19 protein-coding genes are annotated in these 17,449 nt (G+C 66.9%); 12 read left to right on the top strand and 7 right to left on the bottom strand.

Annotated elements, in window-relative coordinates:
• Nucleotides 1-280 precede the first annotated feature (280 nt).
• From PMI02_RS23060 to PMI02_RS23040, 5 genes are all read right to left on the bottom strand, one after another.
• The gene (locus tag PMI02_RS23060; protein ID WP_007687541.1) at nucleotides 281-727 is read right to left on the bottom strand and encodes a biopolymer transporter ExbD; all 447 of its coding nucleotides are present in this window, start codon (nucleotides 725-727) and stop codon (nucleotides 281-283) included.
• A 175-nt stretch (nucleotides 728-902) separates the two neighbouring features.
• Nucleotides 903-1,337: a biopolymer transporter ExbD gene (locus PMI02_RS23055; protein ID WP_007687539.1), complete on the bottom strand. Its 435-nt coding sequence runs from the start codon at nucleotides 1,335-1,337 to the stop codon at nucleotides 903-905.
• A gap of 29 nt (nucleotides 1,338-1,366) precedes the next feature.
• Complete coding sequence (locus tag PMI02_RS23050; RefSeq protein ID WP_007687537.1) at nucleotides 1,367-1,900, bottom strand: biopolymer transporter ExbD; 534 nt, start codon at nucleotides 1,898-1,900, stop codon at nucleotides 1,367-1,369.
• A 119-nt stretch (nucleotides 1,901-2,019) separates the two neighbouring features.
• On the bottom strand, nucleotides 2,020-2,787 hold the full coding sequence (locus tag PMI02_RS23045) for a MotA/TolQ/ExbB proton channel family protein (RefSeq protein WP_007687536.1): 768 nt from the start codon (nucleotides 2,785-2,787) through the stop codon (nucleotides 2,020-2,022).
• Nucleotides 2,788-2,856: 69 nt separating this feature from the next.
• Nucleotides 2,857-3,519, bottom strand: a complete 663-nt coding sequence (locus tag PMI02_RS23040; RefSeq protein ID WP_007687535.1) for an energy transducer TonB — start codon at nucleotides 3,517-3,519, stop codon at nucleotides 2,857-2,859.
• 377 nt (nucleotides 3,520-3,896) lie between these two features.
• Here PMI02_RS23040 and PMI02_RS23035 point away from each other — a divergent pair, with 377 nt between their 5' ends.
• Together PMI02_RS23035 and PMI02_RS23030 are read left to right on the top strand one after the other, a co-directional pair.
• Entirely contained in the window at nucleotides 3,897-4,742 is an 846-nt protein-coding gene (locus PMI02_RS23035; protein WP_007687534.1) for a hypothetical protein, read from the top strand.
• 70 nt (nucleotides 4,743-4,812) lie between these two features.
• The gene (locus PMI02_RS23030) at nucleotides 4,813-6,120 is read left to right on the top strand and encodes a homoserine dehydrogenase (protein WP_007687533.1); all 1,308 of its coding nucleotides are present in this window, start codon (nucleotides 4,813-4,815) and stop codon (nucleotides 6,118-6,120) included.
• A gap of 63 nt (nucleotides 6,121-6,183) precedes the next feature.
• Here the strand turns inward: PMI02_RS23030 and PMI02_RS23025 are convergent, their stop codons facing one another.
• Nucleotides 6,184-6,573, bottom strand: coding sequence for a hypothetical protein (locus PMI02_RS23025; protein WP_238539146.1), 390 nt, complete (start codon nucleotides 6,571-6,573; stop codon nucleotides 6,184-6,186).
• A gap of 119 nt (nucleotides 6,574-6,692) precedes the next feature.
• On the opposite strand from PMI02_RS23025, the gene glpX reads away from it, so the two are divergent.
• Complete coding sequence (glpX, locus tag PMI02_RS23020; RefSeq protein WP_007687530.1) at nucleotides 6,693-7,673, top strand: class II fructose-bisphosphatase; 981 nt, start codon at nucleotides 6,693-6,695, stop codon at nucleotides 7,671-7,673.
• A gap of 172 nt (nucleotides 7,674-7,845) precedes the next feature.
• On the top strand, nucleotides 7,846-8,781 hold the full coding sequence (locus PMI02_RS23015) for a ribose-phosphate pyrophosphokinase (RefSeq protein WP_007687528.1): 936 nt from the start codon (nucleotides 7,846-7,848) through the stop codon (nucleotides 8,779-8,781).
• A gap of 28 nt (nucleotides 8,782-8,809) precedes the next feature.
• Here the strand turns inward: PMI02_RS23015 and PMI02_RS23010 are convergent, their stop codons facing one another.
• Nucleotides 8,810-9,754, bottom strand: a complete 945-nt coding sequence (locus PMI02_RS23010) for a helix-turn-helix domain-containing protein (protein WP_007687526.1) — start codon at nucleotides 9,752-9,754, stop codon at nucleotides 8,810-8,812.
• Between the two features lie 163 nt (nucleotides 9,755-9,917).
• On the opposite strand from PMI02_RS23010, the gene hisN reads away from it, so the two are divergent.
• The 8 genes from hisN (at nucleotide 9,918) to PMI02_RS22970 (ending at nucleotide 17,447) form a co-directional block, all read left to right on the top strand.
• A complete protein-coding gene (gene hisN / locus PMI02_RS23005) occupies nucleotides 9,918-10,706 on the top strand; it encodes a histidinol-phosphatase (RefSeq protein ID WP_036505156.1) in 789 nt (262 codons plus the stop codon).
• A gap of 1 nt (nucleotide 10,707) precedes the next feature.
• On the top strand, nucleotides 10,708-11,136 hold the full coding sequence (locus PMI02_RS23000) for a gamma-glutamylcyclotransferase family protein (RefSeq protein ID WP_007687522.1): 429 nt from the start codon (nucleotides 10,708-10,710) through the stop codon (nucleotides 11,134-11,136).
• A 25-nt stretch (nucleotides 11,137-11,161) separates the two neighbouring features.
• On the top strand, nucleotides 11,162-11,917 hold the full coding sequence (locus tag PMI02_RS22995) for an SDR family NAD(P)-dependent oxidoreductase (RefSeq protein ID WP_007687521.1): 756 nt from the start codon (nucleotides 11,162-11,164) through the stop codon (nucleotides 11,915-11,917).
• Between the two features lie 142 nt (nucleotides 11,918-12,059).
• A complete protein-coding gene (rpmI, locus tag PMI02_RS22990) occupies nucleotides 12,060-12,263 on the top strand; it encodes a 50S ribosomal protein L35 (protein WP_007687520.1) in 204 nt (67 codons plus the stop codon).
• A gap of 13 nt (nucleotides 12,264-12,276) precedes the next feature.
• Nucleotides 12,277-12,642 (top strand): 50S ribosomal protein L20, encoded by a 366-nt coding sequence (gene rplT / locus PMI02_RS22985; protein ID WP_007687519.1) that lies wholly within the window; start codon nucleotides 12,277-12,279, stop codon nucleotides 12,640-12,642.
• A 382-nt stretch (nucleotides 12,643-13,024) separates the two neighbouring features.
• Entirely contained in the window at nucleotides 13,025-14,113 is a 1,089-nt protein-coding gene (gene pheS / locus PMI02_RS22980; protein ID WP_007687518.1) for a phenylalanine--tRNA ligase subunit alpha, read from the top strand.
• Nucleotides 14,114-14,129: 16 nt separating this feature from the next.
• A complete protein-coding gene (pheT, locus tag PMI02_RS22975) occupies nucleotides 14,130-16,538 on the top strand; it encodes a phenylalanine--tRNA ligase subunit beta (protein ID WP_007687509.1) in 2,409 nt (802 codons plus the stop codon).
• A gap of 27 nt (nucleotides 16,539-16,565) precedes the next feature.
• On the top strand, nucleotides 16,566-17,447 hold the full coding sequence (locus PMI02_RS22970; RefSeq protein WP_081496769.1) for an aldose 1-epimerase family protein: 882 nt from the start codon (nucleotides 16,566-16,568) through the stop codon (nucleotides 17,445-17,447).
• Nucleotides 17,448-17,449: the final 2 nt, after the last annotated feature.

Here is a 17,449-nt window from a genome sequence, read left to right as displayed (position 1 = left end):
CATGGGAACGCGCAAGGTTTGCGACTTGAACTCGCGACCCTCCGCCCATGACGTCGACCCGAAAACACCGCTTCGCCTTGTACTTCGGCTGGCGGATGTTGCGCCATGTAACCTAAATGGTTCGTATTGTCAAGCCTCACGAACAGCCGTCATCCCAGCGCAGGCTGGGACCGCTGTGAACCCTTGAGGCAGAACCTCGCCGACGGCCATGGGCAGCGCCAGGCCTAAATTGCGCGCATTGCTGCTAGTCGTCCCAGCCTGCGCCGGGACGACAGCGCAGTCACTTGTCGAAGCTGGCGAACTGCTCGTTGCCGACTATGCCGAACCGGGTGACCTCGGCCGCCTTGATGGCCTGAAGGACCCTGGCCGAAAGTTCGTAGCCAGCCTGGGCATCGGGTTGGAACTGGAGTTCGGGTTCGGGGCTCATGCGAGTGGTGGCGCGCAAAGCGTCGCTCAGCGCCGCCGAATCGAGCTGGGCGCCGTTCCACAGGATGCGGCCGTCGGGTGTGACGACGACCTTGTTCTTGACCAGGTCCACCTTCACCGGCGGCGTGCCCTCCGTGGAGGGAAGCTCAAGGTCGATGCTGTTGGTGGCGACGGGGATGGTGATGACGAACATGATCAGCAGCACCAGCATCACGTCGATCAGGGGCGTGGTGTTGATGGCGGCGATCGGGGTGTCCTCGATCGCCTGAGCAGTTCCAAGAGTACGGGCAGGACGACGCATGCGCTTCTCCTCTCTCAGGGTATTTTCTGTTCTTGGGAGCAGGATAACGCAGGTCCTGCCTTCCGCCTAATCTCACCAAGCTGAGTTAGTGAATTGGAGCGTAGGCATGAAAAAAGGGGCGGATCGCTCCGCCCCTTTTGGGTGTCCCCTGCGGGACCAGCCTTTGAACCTTGGCTTACTTGCCGAAGGTCGCGAACTGTTCGTTGCCGACGAAGCCGAACTTCGTGACCTGCGAGGCCTTGATGACCTGCAGAACCCCTGCCGACAGCTCGTAGCTGGCTTCCGGCTCGGGCTGGAACTGGAGTTCCGGCTCGGGGGTCATGCGGGTGGTGGCCTGCAGCGAGTTGTTGAGCGTCACGGCATCGATCTGGGTGCCGTTCCACATGATCTTGTCGTCCGCCGTGAGAACGACCTTGTTCTTGACAGGGTCGATCGGCGGCGGGGTGTCCGTCGGAGGAGTTGCCACCGGCAGATCGATGTCGATCGAGTGGGTCGCAACCGGGATGGTGATGATGAACATGATGAGGAGCACGAGCATGACGTCGATCAACGGCGTCGTGTTCATCTCCATCATCGGCGCGCCATCATCCTTGCCGCCTGACATTGCCATGAGAAGTTACTCCTGTTCCTGCCTGAACGTCAGCCGTTCGGGTCGATCGGGTTGGTGATGAAGCCAACCGTCGGATAACCCGAAATCTGGACGTTGTAGATCGCACCGGCCACGCACCGCCACGGAGCGGCGACGTCGCCGCGGATGTGGACCTGCGGGATCAGCTCCGGGTTGGCCATCAGAGCCTGGGGACCGCCTTCACGCTTCACGATGGCATCGAGACGCTTGAAAGCCTGGTCGCGCAGCTCTTCCGAGGTGACCGGAGTGACGTTGTTGAAGTAGATGCGGCATTCGCCATTGCGGGCCGCACCGGTGTAGCCGGGCTCGCCTGCACTGCGACCGGATGCGTCCGTGGTCGAGACGGTGAGGAGCAGGTTCTCGACCTTGTCCTTCGATTCGACCGCGGGGATGACCGGGATTTTCAGCTTCTCGATCGTCTGGATCGCAACCGGAACCGCGATCAGGAAGATGATCAGAAGCACCAGCATGACGTCGACGAGCGGCGTCGTGTTGATGTCGGACATTGGTGCGTCTGCACCACCTCCGCCCGTGGATATCGCCATAGTCTTATCCTAATCCTTGCGTTGCCTGGGGGCCGGGGACGACCTGCGCATGCTTGCGGCCGTCGCCGGGCTCCCGAACGGGAGCGGACCGGACTGGCCGGTCCACTGACCCGTGCTCCTTACGACTTGAGCGGAGCAGCAGCCGGCTTGGCCGGAGCAGCCACGGTCTTGGCGGGAGCGGCGAGGACCGGCTTGACGGCGCCCTTCGAGGTGATGTTGGCGAGCACGTCGTTCGAGAAGCCGGTGAGCAGCTCGGCGATGCGCTTGTTGCGTGCCTGGAGGTAGTTGTAGGCAAGCACGGCCGGAACCGCGACGAGCAGACCGAGCGCGGTCATGATCAGTGCTTCACCGACCGGACCCGCGACCTTGTCGATCGAGGCCGAACCGGCGAGGCCGATGGCGATCAGGGCGCGGTAGATGCCGACGACGGTACCGAACAGACCGATGAACGGCGAGGTCGCACCGACGGTGGCGAGGAACGGCAGGCCGCCGGCGAGGCGAGCGTTGATCGACGCTTCCGAGCGGGCGAGCGAGCCGTGCAGCCAGTCGTGGGCTTCGAGGCTGTCGGTCATCTTGGCGTGCTGGTCTTCAGCGGCGAGGCCGTCGTCGACGAGCTGGCGCCAGGCGCTGTTCTTGTCGAGCTTGGCAGCGCCTTCGCGCAGGGTGGGCGCACGCCAGAACGAAGTGCGGATGACGCCGAACTGGCGCAGGATCTTCGACTGCTCGAACCACTTGGTGAAGAGGATGTAGAACGAACCGAAGGACATGATGCCCAGGATGATCACGGTCGCGTAGGCGATGAAACCGCCCTGCTCGAGGGCTTCCATGAAGCCGAACTTGTTCTGCGGCGCGCCCGCACCGGCGGCAAGGATGTCAACGATAAGCATGCGAATTACCTCTCAAGAAGAATGCAGGAGTAGGCCAGGACCAAAAGGTGCCGTCCCGGCCGCCTTGGATTAGTTGAGCTTGTACACGATCGCCGTCGAGTACGACGAAGCGATCGGGGTGCCCGCAGCGTCGAGCGCCGGATCGAAACGCGCATAGCGCGTCATGCCGTCGCAAGCCGCCTCGTCGAGGTCGGGGCTGCCGCTGCTGCCCGAAACCGAGCAAGCGGTGACCCGGCCGTCCGGTCCGATCTGGACGCGAACGCCGACGCGACCTTCGCGCTCTTCACGAGCGGCGCGGGTCGGGTAGTTCGACTGGATGCGACCAGCCCAGCCTGCCTGACCCTTCGGCTTTACACCACGGGCCTTGGAAGGTCCGGGCGGCGGCGGCGGGGGTGCCGGCGGCGAGGCGGTCTGGATGACCACCGGCGGCGCCGGGGGAGGCGTGATCACGGTCTGCACCGGCGGCGGAGCCGGGGCGATGTTGATCGGCGGAGGCGGCGCCACGATCGGTGGCGGCGGCGTATCCGGCTGCTCAGGCGGAGGCGGCGGCGGCTCCTCCTCCTTCGGTTTCTCTTCCTTGATGTCCACGGTGGTCACCTTCTTGATGACCTGTTGCGCCGCCTTGTAGGCCAAGCCGGTGACAAGCGCATAGCCGACGAAGACGTGGATCAAGGCGACAATGACAAGAGCAGTAATCTTGCTACTGCTCATTTGCTGGTCAGCGTAAGCCATTCAGACGCATCACTCCATTACCAAGCCCCGGACCCATCGCGACAGGATAATCCCGACAAGACGTGTCCAAGGGCGCCCATGGCTTCCCCCGAAAGGAGGAATCCATGACGAAACTCAATTACCCACCCTGACGGCTGACAGTCTACCTCTCCGAGAACGAAACCCGACGGGAAGGCGAACCGCGGGGCATTTTTTAGTATTTTTGCCCCATTTTGCAGGCTTCTTAGCGGTGAAGCCCACCCCACGCAACGCCTTATCGCCGCGGCATGGGTTAACGCACAATTCATGCCGCGTTAGATCAAATTGATCCAGTGCAATTTTGATCCTGTCCCGCCATGCGGCTATAAGACGCAGCATTTCCACGGAGTTTAACCTTCATGTCGTCGAAATTCCAGCACCTTGCGGCGGGTCTCGCGGGTGCCTATCTGGCGCTGGCACCGGTTGCCGGAGCGGCCCAGGGAGTTCCTGCAGGCCCGCCGGAGGTCACTTATGCCGACCTTGCAGACCTCGCCGATTCGGCGGGACTCGTCGTGCAGGCGCAAGTCGCGAAGATGGTTCGGGTGGAAGATGCGCGCGCGCGGGGGCTGACACCGGGTCATGGCCGCTTCTATGTCCAGGCAAAGACGAGGGCGCTGCTGACCGGCAGGGCGCCGCTGGGCGAATCGATTAGCTACCTGGTTGACCTTCCGCTCGACGCCAAGGGCAAGGCCCCCAAGCTCAAGAAGCAGGACGTGTTTCTGTTCGCCCGCGCCGTTCCCGGCCGTCCGGGGGAGCTGCAGCTGGTCACCCCCACTGCGCAGCAGTACTGGACGGTGCAGGGCGAGGCGCGGCTGCGCGGCATCCTGCAAGGGCTGACCGCGCCGGACGCGCCCGCCAGCGTGACCGGCGTGCGCGAACTGCTTTATGTCCCGGGCAACCTGGCCGGGCAGGGCGAGACGCAGATCTTCCTCAATACCAAGGACAGTTCGGCGGCCTCGATCACCGTTCGCCACGAGCCCGGTGCGGCGCCGGTCTGGGGGGTGTCGTTCTCGGAACTGGTCGCCGACGCCGGCCATCCGCCCCAGCGCGACACGATCGAGTGGTACCGCCTCGCCTGTTTCCTGCCGAACCTGCCGCCGGCCCGTGCCAACGTCTCGGAAAGCTACGCCGCGCAGCAGCAGGCGCTGTCCGACTACCGCATGGTGCTGGGCGACCTCGGCGTCTGCCAGCGCACGCTGCGCTGACTTATCTGCAAACGCCTGCTGGAAATTCCCTCCCGCCTGCCTTAGTGCGCGCTCCCGAAAAGGAGCTTGCATGGTCGAACCGCTCAATATCGCGCTTGCCGGACTGGGAACCGTCGGAGGCGGCGTCGTCCGGCTCATCGAGACCAATGCGGAGCTGATCGCCCGCCGTGCGCGCCGCCCGATCCGCATCGCCGCCGTCAGCGCGCGCGACCGCACCAAGGACCGCGGCGTCGACCTCTCGCGCTACGACTGGGAGGACGACAGCGCCGCCCTCGCCGCGCGGGACGACGTCGACGTGGTGGTGGAGATGGTCGGCGGCTCGGACGGTCCGGCGCTGGCTCTGGCCCGCAACGCGATCGCGGGGGGCAAGAGCCTCGTCACCGCCAACAAGGCGATGATCGCGCACCACGGCCTGGAACTCGCCGCCGCCGCCGAGGCCGCGGGCGTCGCGCTCAAGTTCGAGGCGGCGGTGGCCGGCGGCATCCCGGTCATCAAGGGACTGTCCGAGGGCGCGGCGGCCAATGCGATCGACCGGGTCTACGGAATCCTCAACGGCACCTGCAACTACATCCTCTCGACCATGGAGGACACCGGCCGCGACTTCGCCGACGTGCTCGCGGACGCGCAGCGCATGGGCTATGCCGAGGCCGACCCGACCTTCGACATCGAGGGCATCGACGCGGCGCACAAGCTGTCGATCCTGGCGGCGATCGCCTTCGGTTCGCGCCTGCGCTTCGATGCGGTCGAGACGATGGGCATCAGCCGCGTCAAGGCCGCCGACATCGAGCAGGCCCGCTCGCTCGGCTACGTCATCCGCCTGATCGGCATGGCCGGGACCGACAATAGCGACGGCACCTGCCGCCTGTTCCAGCGCGTGCGCCCGCACCTCGTGCCGTTCGACCACCCGCTCGCACATGTGGACGGGGCGACCAACGCGGTCGTCGCCGAGGGCAACTTCATGGGCCGGCTGCTGTTCCAGGGTGCCGGCGCCGGTGACGGGCCGACCGCCAGCGCGGTCGTCGCCGACATCATCGACATCGCCAAGGGCGAGAAGGGCGCGGCCTTCGCCATGCCCGCCGCCGAACTGGAAGCGATGGAGCCTGCTCCGTCCGGGCACCGCGTGGGCAGTTCGTACATCCGCTTCACCGTGCCCGACCGGCCCGGCGTGCTGGCCGACATCACCGCCGCCATGCGCGACGCCGGGGTTTCGATCGAAAGCCTGATCCAGAAGGGCGATCCCGACCAGGACGGCGAGGTCATCCTCGCGGTGGTCACGCACCCGGGGCCGGAAAGCGCGGTCACCGAGGCCATGCGCATCCTCGACGGGTCGGACAGCCTGACCGCCCGGCCGCTGGTGATGCAGATCATCGGCGCCTGAGGCAGAAAAAAAGCGGGCCTTGGGGAGGGCCCGCTTTTCTGATTCTGCCTGCCTGAGACGCCCTCAAGGCGCGCGCAGTTCTCCCTTCGCGATCTTGTCGGCGTCCGAGCCTGCGGGAGCGATGGGGATGGTCGACAGGTCGATGATGTAGGGCTGCTCGACCGAGCCGAACGTGGCAGTGGTCTTGCCACGGAAGATGCCTCTGCCCGCCACATCCGCGGGCGCGAGGTCGTTTTCATCCAAAGTCTGGTCCCGCTCGTCCCTGGTGGACGGGACACGGAGTTCTTCCCTGTTGGGCGCGCAGACCACGATCTCGCCCTGGCGGGTGGGGTTAGCACAGCTGTTGCGGATCTTGTCCGGGGTGATCCGTCCCCCCGCCCCGATCATCTTTTCTGCGATCGCGCGGTCCTCCGCAGACTGGGAGGACGATTGCGCGTGAGCCGATTGCGACATCGCCGGGACGGGGGCGATTGCTGCAATTGCGAAAAGGTAGTGCCAGCTTCTCGACAATTCTCATTCCTCTGTCTAAGCGGTTTAGAGATCTTGCCTCCCTGGATTAATCCGGAGTGAATATGCCCGAAAACATTACCCCCGCAAGTCAAGTACTCGATCGCGTCCTAGTACTCGAAATGGTCCGAGTCACCGAGGCCGCTGCCATCGCCGCATCCCACCTCATTGGCCGCGGCGACGAGAAGGCTGCCGATCATGCAGCTGTCGAAGCAATGCGCAAGGCTTTTGACACCCTGTACATGGACGGCACCGTCGTGATCGGCGAGGGGGAACGGGACGAAGCCCCGATGCTCTTCATCGGCGAGAAGGTCGGCGGCGCGCCCGGCAAGGGCCCGAAGATCGACATCGCGCTCGACCCGCTCGAGGGCACGACGATCACCGCCAAGGCCGGTCCGAACTCGCTCGCCGTTCTCGCGGCCGCGGAAGAGGGTGGCCTGCTCAACGCGCCGGACGTCTACATGGACAAACTCGCGGTCGGCCCCGGTTATCCCGAAGGCATCATCGACCTCGACAAGACCCCGACCGAGAACGTCAAGGCGGTCGCCGCCGCCAAGGGCGTCAAGCCGGAAGACATCATCGTCTGCGTGCTCGACCGTCCGCGCCACGAGGCGCTCATCGCCGAACTGCGCGGCCTGGGCTGCGGCGTCGTGCTGATCGGTGACGGCGACGTCGCCGGCGTCATCGCGGTGACCGACGAGGACACCACGATCGACATGTACATGGGTTCGGGCGGCGCTCCCGAGGGCGTGCTTGCCGCAGCGGCGCTGCGCTGCGTCGGCGGCCAGTTCAACGGCCGCCTGCTGTTCCGCAACGACGACGAACGCGCCCGCGCCCGCAAGTGGGGCATCGAAGACCTCAACAAGGTTTACAAGCTCCACGACCTTGCCAAGGGCGACTGCATCTTCGCGGCGACCGGCGTGACCAGCGGCTCGCTGCTGGAAGGCGTCAAGCGTCGCAAGGGCGGCAAGATGACCACCGAGAGCGTGGTCATGCGCGCCAGCTCGGGCACCGTGCGCTGGATCAAGGGCGAACACCGCATCTGATTGATCGCAAAGCGAGATCATCGAACAGGCCGGCTCCGCATCATCGGGGCCGGCCTTTTTGCTGAGGGGGCGCCGGGTAAAAAACCGACCCTCTCTATTGCAATCGGATGACGCATCACTACAGGGCGGGCCCCAACGACCGTCCTCCCAGGAACCGTCACGGGGATTCGCGATGAAGATCATGTCCGGCAACAGCAACATGCCGCTCGCCCGCGCCATCGCGGGATATCTCGAGCAGCCGCTCACCGATGCCAGCGTGCGCCGCTTCGCCGACGAGGAAATCTTCGTCGAGATCCACGAGAACGTGCGCGGTGAGGACGTCTTCGTCGTCCAGCCCACCGCCTTCCCGGCGAACGACAACCTGATGGAACTGCTGATCTGCATCGACGCGCTGCGCCGTGCCTCGGCCAAGCGCATCACCGCCGTCGTTCCGTATTTCGGCTACGCCCGTCAGGACCGCAAGCCCGGCCCGCGCACGCCCATCTCGGCCAAGCTGGTCGCCAATCTCATCACCGAGGCCGGCGCAGACCGCGTGCTCTCGGTCGACCTGCACGCCGGGCAGATCCAGGGCTTCTTCGACATTCCGACCGACAACCTGTTCGCCGCGCCCGTGATGGCGGCGGACATCCAGGCCCGCTACGGCGACCAGTCGCTGATGGTGGTCTCGCCTGATGTGGGCGGCGTGGTGCGCGCCCGCGCGCTCGCCAAGCGTCTCGACAACGCGCCGCTCGCGATCGTCGACAAGCGCCGCGACAAGCCCGGCCAGTCCGAGGTCATGAACATCATCGGCGACGTCAAGGGCCGCGCCTGCATCCTGATCGACGACATCATCGATTCGGGCGGCACCCTGTGCAACGCCGCGCAGGCGCTGATGAACGAGGGCGCTGCCAGCGTCACTGCCTACATCACCCACGGCGTCCTCTCGGGCGCCGCGGTGTCGCGCGTGACCAACTCGGCGCTCAAGGAACTGGTGATCACCGATTCGATCCAGGCGACCGACGCCGCCAAGGATTCGGACAAGATCCGCATCCTGACCATCGCGCCCCTGATCGGCGAGGCCATCCGCCGCATCGCCGACGAAAGCTCGGTTTCCAGCCTGTTCGACTGAGGTCCCGGGGGCTCGCCTTAGCGGCGGGTCATTCCCAAGGCCGCGTCTGGCCGGGCTCCAGCCGGTTCAGCGCTTCCAGCCGCCTGGCCTGGCGCGATTCGAGCGCCAGCGTCAGGATCGGCTGCGGCGTCTTCACGAACTGGCGCGGCGACATGCCGAACAATTCGGTGAACTCGTGGATGAGGTGGCTCTCGTCGTAATAGCGCAGCGCCATTTCCTCGCCTTCGTTCTTGTCGGCGACGCCCCGCAGGTGGCTCGCCATGTCGAGCGCGCGGGCGCGGCGCAGGACCTGCTTGGGCGCCATCCCGAAGTCGCGGCTGACCACGCGCTCCAGCTTGCGGCGATCCACCCCGCACTCGGCCGCGGCGTCGCTCACCGACATGCCGGGATCGCGGAAGGTGATTTCCTCGAACTGCGAGGTGATCGGATCGGGCAGCCGCCCGCCCATGTGATCGACCCGCTTGCGGACGAGCGCTTCGATCGCCTGCAGCCACTCTTCCGAGGAGGCGTCGGGATCGAGCATTTCGAGGATGCGCCCCGACGGGCTGGCTACCATGCCGGTCGGCACCAGCCTGTCGATGAAATCGCCGACACGCGGCCCGTGCAACGCGGTGCAGGCGCCGGGGCGGATCGCCATGCCTACACTGATGAAGCTGCCCGTCACCGAAATCGGCATGCGGCGGGACTGCGGGCCGAAGAAGAATGCTTCCTTCTCGGAAGTCATGACGCCGTTGGCAGTCTCTGCCCGCCATTCGCCGGCGAGTTGAATGCGCACGAACGCGGTGTCGTTGAACACTCCGCATGACAACGTGTAATCTGCGGGAAGGTCGACTTTCGTTACATAAAGCCGGGCGATCCATGGCGCGAGGTCAGCGGCCGGCGCCCGGTTGTACGACAGGGGTTGCCCGTCTTTCGTCATACCCTGTTGCGGCGCGATACTGGGATCGACCGCAGGGCGGTTCTTGCGCTGCATGCCCACTCCAGCCGCGAATGCCCTGGACCTTCGATACTGGGCGAGCAGAGGCGCGGCAATGCAGGAAAACCCACAAGTCCCGTTAGATTTTGAATTATCATACAAACGCGGGCATGTGCGGCGGACCTTGACCGCATCGGCCGCCTGCAGGCAGAGCAGTGCGATGAAGATCGAACAGGACATCGCTCTCGCCCTGAGGCTCGCCGATGCGGCTGGCGAGGCGATTCGCCCCCACTTCCGCACCGGCCTTTCCGGCGACCGCAAGGACGACGCCTCGCCCGTCACCGTGGCCGACCGCGCGGCCGAGGAGGCCATGCGCCGCATCCTCAAGGCGGAATGCCCGCGCGACGCCATCATCGGCGAGGAATTCGGGACGGAAGCGGGCTCGTCGAACCGGACCTGGGTGCTCGACCCGATCGACGGCACGGTGTCGTTCCTCGGCGGGCGGCCGATCTTCGGCACTCTCATCGCGCTGCTGGTCGACGGCTGGCCGGTGCTGGGGATCATCGACCAGCCCATCCTGCGCGAGCGCTGGGTCGGCGCCAGCGGCCATCCCACCACCTTCAACGGCCAGGAAGTGCGCACCCGCCCCTGCCGCGAGCTGTCCGACGCGATGATGGCGACCACCGGCCCGCAGTACTTCGACGACCACCAGGGCGACCATTTCATGGCGCTGGCGGCCAAGACCGACCACAAGCGCCTGATGTTCGGCGGCGACTGCTACAACTACGGCCTGCTCGCCAGCGGCCACATCGACCTCGTCTGCGAGGCCGGGCTCAAGCTCCACGACTGGGCGGCGCTGGTCCCGATCGTCGAAGGCGCGGGCGGCACCATGTGCGACTGGAACGGCGAGCCGCTCAACATCGATTCGACCGGCGGCGAAGTGCTGGCGATCGGCGATCCCGCACGGCTCGAGGACATGGTCGAGGCGATGGCCTGCCACCACCACTGACGTGACGGCGCGCACCTTGCGCCTGTTCGTCTACGGCACGCTGCAACCGCAGGCCGGGACTGCGATGGGCGACTGGATCTCGGCGCGGCTTGTCGGCATCGAACCGGCCAGCGCTCCGGGACGCCTCTTCGCCATAGGCAGCGAAGGCGGCTGGTTCCCGGCGCTGTTGCCTGCCCGCGGCGCCTGCCGGTTGCGGGGGACCTTGTGCGAACTGCGCCTGAAGCCCGGCGAACTGGGCCGGCTCGACCGGTACGAGGGCCGCGAATACCGGCGCGTCACGGCTCCGGTTCGGACGGCGTCGGGCAGGCGGGGGGCGGCGCAGCTCTACCTGTGGCGGGCCCCGCTGCCCTCTGGAGCCCCGATGATCGGCGGCGGGAATTTCCTCGACTGGCTCCGCACCGGTCGCCGCAGACCATTCTCCGGCACCTGAGCTGCTCTCGGAGGTTATCCCGCGCATGACCGAGAAAACAGCGATCATCACCGGAGGCGGCGCCGGCATCGGGCGCGGCCTTGTCCTTCATTTCGCCGGGCTGGGCTGGAAAGTCGCCGCGCTGGACCTGAATGCGGCGGCGCTGGACGAACTCTCCGCACTGCTCCCCGCCGACCGGCTGCTGGCGCTGGAATGCGACGTGGGCAAGGAAGCTGCCGTGCGCTCGGCCTTCGGCAAGATCGCCAGGTGGACCGACAAGGCAGACCTGCTGGTAAACAATGCCGGCATCGCCGATCCCGTCAGCGGCCCGCTCGAGGACCTGACGCTGGCGCGCTGGCAGTCGGTGATCGACGCCAGCCTGACCGCCGCCTTCCTCTGCACCCGCGAGGCGTTGCCTCTGCTGCGCGCCGCCGCGCCCGCCTGCGTCGTCAACATGTCCTCGACCCGCGCGCACCAGTCGGAACCGCACACTTACGCCTATGCCGCCGCGAAGGGCGGGATCAGCGCGCTGACGCATGCCATGGCCGTCAGCCTCGGCCCCGACATCCGCGTCAACGCCGTGCTTCCCGGCTGGATCGAGACCGGCCCCTGGCAGACCGCCGACAAGCGCCGCGAGCCCGAATACTCGGCCGAGGACCGCGAGCAGCATCCCGTCGGCCGCGTCGGCATGGTGGACGACATCGCCCGGGCCGTCGAATGGCTGGCGGGTGCGGGCTTCGTCACCGGGCAGGAGATCGTCGTCGACGGCGGCATGACCAAGCGCATGATCTACGCCGGTTGAGCGCTTGCCTTTCGCGCCGACCCGCACTAAGGGCCGCGACTTCAATCGACACGGATGAGTCTCTTTTGGGAGATTCGCGGGTCGGCCTGGCGAAAAGGGCTGCCAAGGCCGGCGGGACGTGTCCCTGACCAAGGAGACGAAAATGCCCAAGCTGAAGACCAAGAGCGGCGTGAAGAAGCGCTTCCGCCTCACCGCGACCGGCAAGGTCAAGCATGGCGTGGCCGGCAAGCGCCACCGCCTGATGAACCACAACGGTAAGTACATCCGCCAGAATCGCCGGACCGACGTCATCTCTGACGCCGATGCCAAGACGATCAAGAAGTGGGCGCCCTACGGGCTCAACTGAGGAGTACTGACCAATGAGCCGTATCAAGAGGGGTGTAACCACCCGCGCCAAGCACAAGCGGATCCTCGAACAGGCCAAGGGCTATCGTGGCCGCCGCAAGAACACCATCCGCGTCGCACGCCAGGCCGTCGAAAAGGCCGGCCAGTACGCGTACCGCGACCGCAAGATCAAGAAGCGCACCTTCCGCGCCCTCTGGATCCAGCGCATCAACGCTGCCGTCCGCGCCGAAGGCCTGACCTACTCGCAGTTCATCCACGGCACCAAGCTGGCCGGGATCGAACTCGATCGCAAGACCATGGCCGACCTCGCCATGAACGAAGGCGGCGTGTTTAGCACCGTTATCGCGCAGGCGAAGGCAGCACTGCCCGCGGCGGCGTAATCCGCCAGGGCACGAAGGTCTCGCTTCACAGCGCGATTTAAAGGGCGTGGATGGCTGGTGCCGTCCGCGCCCTTTTCGCGTCTGCTTTCCGGATTGAAGAGGGTTTCACGCGGAGGCGCGGAGAAGAACAGGATTGGTGTCACGCAGAGACGCAGAGGGGTTGCGCTTGCGGCGAAGCGGCCTTCGTATCGGCGCCGCGTGTGCCGCAACGGCGAGGAGAAAAAGCCTGCGGCGCCAAGCGACCATCTCTGCGTCCCTGCGTCTCTGCGTGAAATCCTCTTGCGTTGCGATCTACGCCTCTTCTCCGTAAGGAGCGCGGGGCCGAAGCTTCGGATAGGTCCGCGCCTTCGCGGGAACGACGAGTTTTTTTGGGGTAAGTATCGTGCTTGATATCGACCAGGTGATCGCTCAGATCGACGGCGCCGAAACGCTGGAGGCGCTGGAAGCCCTGCGCATCCAGTATCTCGGCAAGCAAGGCTCGATCTCGGGCCTGCTCAAGACGCTGGGCGGCATGAGCCCGGAGCAGCGCCAGGTCGAGGGCCCGAAGATCCAGACCCTGCGCGAAGGCGCGACGGCAGCCATCGCAGCCCGCAAGGACGCGCTGGAAACCGCCGTGCTCGACGCGCGCCTCGCGTCCGAGACGATCGACCTCTCGCTGCCCGCGCCGACCGCGCCGCGCGGGTCGGTGCATCCGATCTCGCAGGTCATGGACGAGCTGGCGGAAATCTTCGCCGACCTCGGCTTCGCGGTCGCCACCGGGCCCGAGATCGAGGACGACTGGCACAACTTCACCGCGCTCAACATGCCCGAGAGCCATCCGGCCCGGGCGATGCACGACACGTTCTACTTCCCGGACCGCAACGACGACGGCCGCGAGATGCTGCTGCGCACGCATACCTCGCCGGTGCAGATCCGCACGATGCTCAAGCAGGGCGCACCCCTGCGGATCGTCGCGCCGGGCCGCGTCTACCGCTCGGACAGCGACGCCACGCATACCCCGATGTTCCACCAGATCGAGGGCCTCGTCATCGACAAGGGCATCCATCTGGGCCACCTCAAGTGGACGCTGGAAGCCTTCCTCAAGGCCTTCTTCGAGCGCGACGACATCGTCCTGCGCCTGCGCCCCAGCTACTTCCCCTTCACCGAGCCTTCGGTCGAGGTCGACGTCGGCTATGCCAACGCCGGCGGCCGCCGCGTCGTCGGCGGGTCGGGCGATGCGCCGGGCCATGCCTGGATGGAAGTGCTGGGCAGCGGCATGGTCAACCGCCACGTCATCGAGGCGGGCGGCATCGACCCCGAGGAATGGCAGGGCTTCGCCTTCGGCATCGGCGTCGATCGCCTCGCCATGCTGAAATACGGCATGGACGACCTGCGCGCCTTCTTCGACGGCGACGTGCGCTGGGCCTCCCACTACGGATTCTCCGCCCTGGATGTGCCGACCCTTTCGGGCGGCGTTGGCACCCCGGTCTGAGCGGAAAGGATAAGACATGAAGTTCTCGCTCTCCTGGCTCAAGCAGTACCTGGAAACCGACGCGGGCATCGATGCGATCGCCGCGAAGCTCAACGCCATCGGACTCGAAGTCGAAGGCGTCGAAGATCCGGCCGAGAAGCTCGCCGGTTTCCGCGTCGCCCGCGTGCTCACCACCGCGCGCCACCCTGACGCCGACAAGCTGCAGGTGCTCTCGGTCGATACCGGCGAAGGCGGCCCGCTGCAGGTCGTGTGCGGCGCGCCCAACGCGCGCGCCGGCATGATCGGCGTGCTGGGCCTGCCCGGCGCGACGGTGCCGGCCAACGGCATGGTGCTCAGGAAGTCCGCCATCCGCGGCGTCGAATCGAACGGCATGATGTGCTCGACGCGCGAGTTGGAGCTGGGCGAGGACCACGATGGCATCATCGAACTGCCCGACGACGCGCCCGTCGGCACGGACTTCGCGCAGTACCACGGCGCCGACCCGGTCATCGACGTGGCGATCACCCCCAACCGCCCGGATTGCATGGGCCTCTACGGCATCGCCCGCGACGTCGCGGCGGCGGGCCTTGGCACCCTGAAGCCGATCGAGGCGCTGGAGATCGAGGGCACCTTCCCGTGCCCGGTCGAAATCCGCATCGAGGACGCCGAGGGCTGCCCGGCCTTCTACGGCCGCGTCATCAGGGGCGTGAAGAACGGCCCCTCGCCGCAGTGGCTGCAGGACCGGCTCAAGTCCGCCGGCCAGCGGCCGATCTCGGCGCTGGTGGACGCGACCAACTACGTGATGCTCGCCTATGGCCGCCCCGCGCACGCCTACGACCTCGCCAAGCTGAACGGCGCCATCGTCGCGCGCCGCGCAGGTGAAGGCGAGAGCGTCGTCGCGCTGAACGAGAAAACCTACACGCTCGACGCCGAAATGACGGTGATCGCCGACCAGTCCGGTGTCCACGACATCGCCGGCATCATGGGCGGCGCGCGCTCGGGCTGCGGGGACGACACCACCGACATCCTGCTCGAGATCGCCTATTTCGATCCGGAGCGCATCGCCAGGACGGGCCGCAAGCTCAACCTGACCTCCGACGCGCGCGGCCGGTTCGAGCGCGGGATCGACCCGAACTTCCTCGACACCGGCCTCGCCCACCTCACCAAGCTGATCCAGACGCTCTGTGGCGGCGAGGCATCCGAAGTGGCGCGCGTCGGCGCGGCGCCGGCGACGCCGAAGATCGTCCACTTCGCACCTTCGCTGGTCGAGAAGCTGGGCGGTGTCACCGTCTCCCCGGCCGAACAGCAGCGCATCCTCGAAAGCCTCGGCTTCTCCGTGGTCGCGAGCGAAGAGCATGGCGCGCCGAGCTGGGCGGTCACCGTCCCCGGCTGGCGCCCGGACGTCGACGGGGCCCCCGACCTCGTCGAGGAAGTCGTGCGCATCCACGGCCTCGACAAGGTCGAGAGCGTGCCGCTGCCGCGCGCAGAGGGCGTCGCCCGCCCCACCGCCACGCCCGCGCAGACGCTCGAGCGCCGCGTGCGCCGCGCCGCCGCCGCGCGCGGGCTGCTGGAAGCCGTCACCTGGTCGTTCCTGCCCGAGGCCGCGGCGCAGGCTTTTGCGGAGGGGGACCTGTGGGTCCTCGCCAATCCGATCAGCGAGGACATGAAGGCCATGCGCCCCTCGCTGCTGCCGGGCCTGCTGATGGCCGCCAGGCGCAACCTTGATCGCGGAGCGTCGTCGCTGCGGCTGTTCGAGGTGGGCCGCCGCTACCTGCGCGGCGCCGGCGGGGCGAGCGACGAGCGCCTGACGCTTGGCCTTGTCCTGGCGGGCGAGAAGACCCCGCGCGGCTGGGCCACCGGCAAGGCCGCCGCCTTCGACGCCTACGATGCCAAGGCCGAAGTCGTGGCGCTGCTGGCCGAGGCCGGCGCGCCGGTCGACAAGCTGCAGGTCATGGGCGAGGCGGGGCCGCAGTTCCATCCGGGCCAGTCGGCCACGCTGCGGCTCGGTCCCAAGACCGTGCTCGCGCGCTTCGGGATGCTGCATCCCAGGCTGGCGAAGCAGTTCGACGTCGAGGGGGCGGTCGCTGTGGCGGAGATCCATCTCGACGCCATTCCGGCCCGCAAGGGCGCTGCCAGCTTCGCCCGCGTCTCCTACGCGCCGCCGCCGCTGCAGGCGGTGACGCGCGACTTCGCGTTCCTCGTGCCCGCCGCGCTGCCCGCCGGCGATCTCGTGCGGGTAGTGCAGGGCGCGGACAAGGCCAACATCGTTGCCACCCGCCTGTTCGACGATTTCCGGGGGCAGGGCGTGCCCGAGGGGCAGAAGTCGCTCGCGCTCGAAGTCACGCTCCAGCCGCTCGAAAAGAGCTACAAGGACGAGGACCTCAAGGCGATCAGCGAGAAGGTGACCGCCGCGGCCGCCAAGCTCGGCGCGGTGCTGCGGGGCTGACGAAACGGGAGATCGCCGGTGACTGACATGGATTTCACGACCATCTCTTCCGGCGATCTCACCGCCCGGATCAACCCGCTCGGCGCGGAACTGTGGTCGCTCGCCGACCGTCAGGGCCGCGAGTACATGACCGATGCCGACCCGGCGTTCTGGACCGGCCACGCGCCGCTGCTGTTCCCGATTGTCGGTGCCCTGAACGGCGACAGCTACCGCATCGATGGCCGCGAATACGAGCTGAAGAAGCACGGCTTCGCCCGGCGCTCTCCGTTCGAGGTGGTCGAGGCCGGAGCGGACCACGTCCTTTTCCGCCTCACCGACGGCGAGGCGACGCGCGAGGTCTACCCCTTCGCCTTCGTACTCGACATTGCGTTCCGCATCGAGGGTGCCAGCCTGCACATGGAGGCCCGCGTCTCCAACCCCGGCGACGAACCGCTGCCCTTCAGCTTCGGCTTCCACCCCGCCTTCGCCTGGCCGCTGCCCGGCGGCGCGGCCAAGGCCGACCACGTGATCGCCTTCGAGCAGGGCGAACCGCAGCCCATTCGCCGCATCGAGCCCGCCAGTGGCCTTGTCCTGCCCGAGCCCGTCGCCACCCCGGTCGAGGGCCACCTGCTGTGCCCCGACCCCGCGCAGTTCGAGGCCGACGCGCTGATCTGGGACCGCCTTTCCAGCCGGTCGCTCACATTCGGCGCGCCGGGCGGCACGCAGCTGGCGATCGCCTTCCCCGACACGCCGATGCTGGGCATCTGGCAGAAGCCCGGCGCAGCGTACCTGTGCATCGAGCCGTGGCAAGGCATCGCCGACCCGCTCGGCTTCAACGGCGATTTCCGCGCGAAGCCCGGCGTCATCACCCTGCAGCCGGGCGAGTCGCGCAGCTTCCGCATGGACGTGGCCGTTCTCTCGGCCGATTGATG

It is taken from the genome of Novosphingobium sp. AP12 (genome assembly GCF_000281975.1).
Classification (GTDB): Bacteria; Pseudomonadota; Alphaproteobacteria; order Sphingomonadales; family Sphingomonadaceae; genus Novosphingobium.
Note: the sequence above shows the minus strand (reverse complement) of the source record. Positions and strands in the feature narration are given on the sequence as shown.

Bases quoted from the DNA above. Each gene is read 5' to 3' on its own strand.
- PMI02_RS23060 (WP_007687541.1), bottom strand. From the start codon at position 727: ATGCGTCGTCCTGCCCGTACTCTTGGAACTGCTCAGGCGATCGAGGAC.
- PMI02_RS23055 (WP_007687539.1), bottom strand. From the start codon at position 1,337: ATGGCAATGTCAGGCGGCAAGGATGATGGCGCGCCGATGATGGAGATG.
- PMI02_RS23050 (WP_007687537.1), bottom strand. From the start codon at position 1,900: ATGGCGATATCCACGGGCGGAGGTGGTGCAGACGCACCAATGTCCGAC.
- PMI02_RS23045 (WP_007687536.1), bottom strand. From the start codon at position 2,787: ATGCTTATCGTTGACATCCTTGCCGCCGGTGCGGGCGCGCCGCAGAAC.
- PMI02_RS23040 (WP_007687535.1), bottom strand. From the start codon at position 3,519: ATGGCTTACGCTGACCAGCAAATGAGCAGTAGCAAGATTACTGCTCTT.
- PMI02_RS23035 (WP_007687534.1), top strand. From the start codon at position 3,897: ATGTCGTCGAAATTCCAGCACCTTGCGGCGGGTCTCGCGGGTGCCTAT.
- PMI02_RS23030 (WP_007687533.1), top strand. From the start codon at position 4,813: ATGGTCGAACCGCTCAATATCGCGCTTGCCGGACTGGGAACCGTCGGA.
- PMI02_RS23025 (WP_238539146.1), bottom strand. From the start codon at position 6,573: ATGTCGCAATCGGCTCACGCGCAATCGTCCTCCCAGTCTGCGGAGGAC.
- glpX (WP_007687530.1), top strand. From the start codon at position 6,693: ATGCCCGAAAACATTACCCCCGCAAGTCAAGTACTCGATCGCGTCCTA.
- PMI02_RS23015 (WP_007687528.1), top strand. From the start codon at position 7,846: ATGAAGATCATGTCCGGCAACAGCAACATGCCGCTCGCCCGCGCCATC.
- PMI02_RS23010 (WP_007687526.1), bottom strand. From the start codon at position 9,754: ATGCAGCGCAAGAACCGCCCTGCGGTCGATCCCAGTATCGCGCCGCAA.
- hisN (WP_036505156.1), top strand. From the start codon at position 9,918: ATGAAGATCGAACAGGACATCGCTCTCGCCCTGAGGCTCGCCGATGCG.
- PMI02_RS22995 (WP_007687521.1), top strand. From the start codon at position 11,162: ATGACCGAGAAAACAGCGATCATCACCGGAGGCGGCGCCGGCATCGGG.
- rpmI (WP_007687520.1), top strand. From the start codon at position 12,060: ATGCCCAAGCTGAAGACCAAGAGCGGCGTGAAGAAGCGCTTCCGCCTC.
- rplT (WP_007687519.1), top strand. From the start codon at position 12,277: ATGAGCCGTATCAAGAGGGGTGTAACCACCCGCGCCAAGCACAAGCGG.
- pheT (WP_007687509.1), top strand. From the start codon at position 14,130: ATGAAGTTCTCGCTCTCCTGGCTCAAGCAGTACCTGGAAACCGACGCG.
- PMI02_RS22970 (WP_081496769.1), top strand. From the start codon at position 16,566: ATGGATTTCACGACCATCTCTTCCGGCGATCTCACCGCCCGGATCAAC.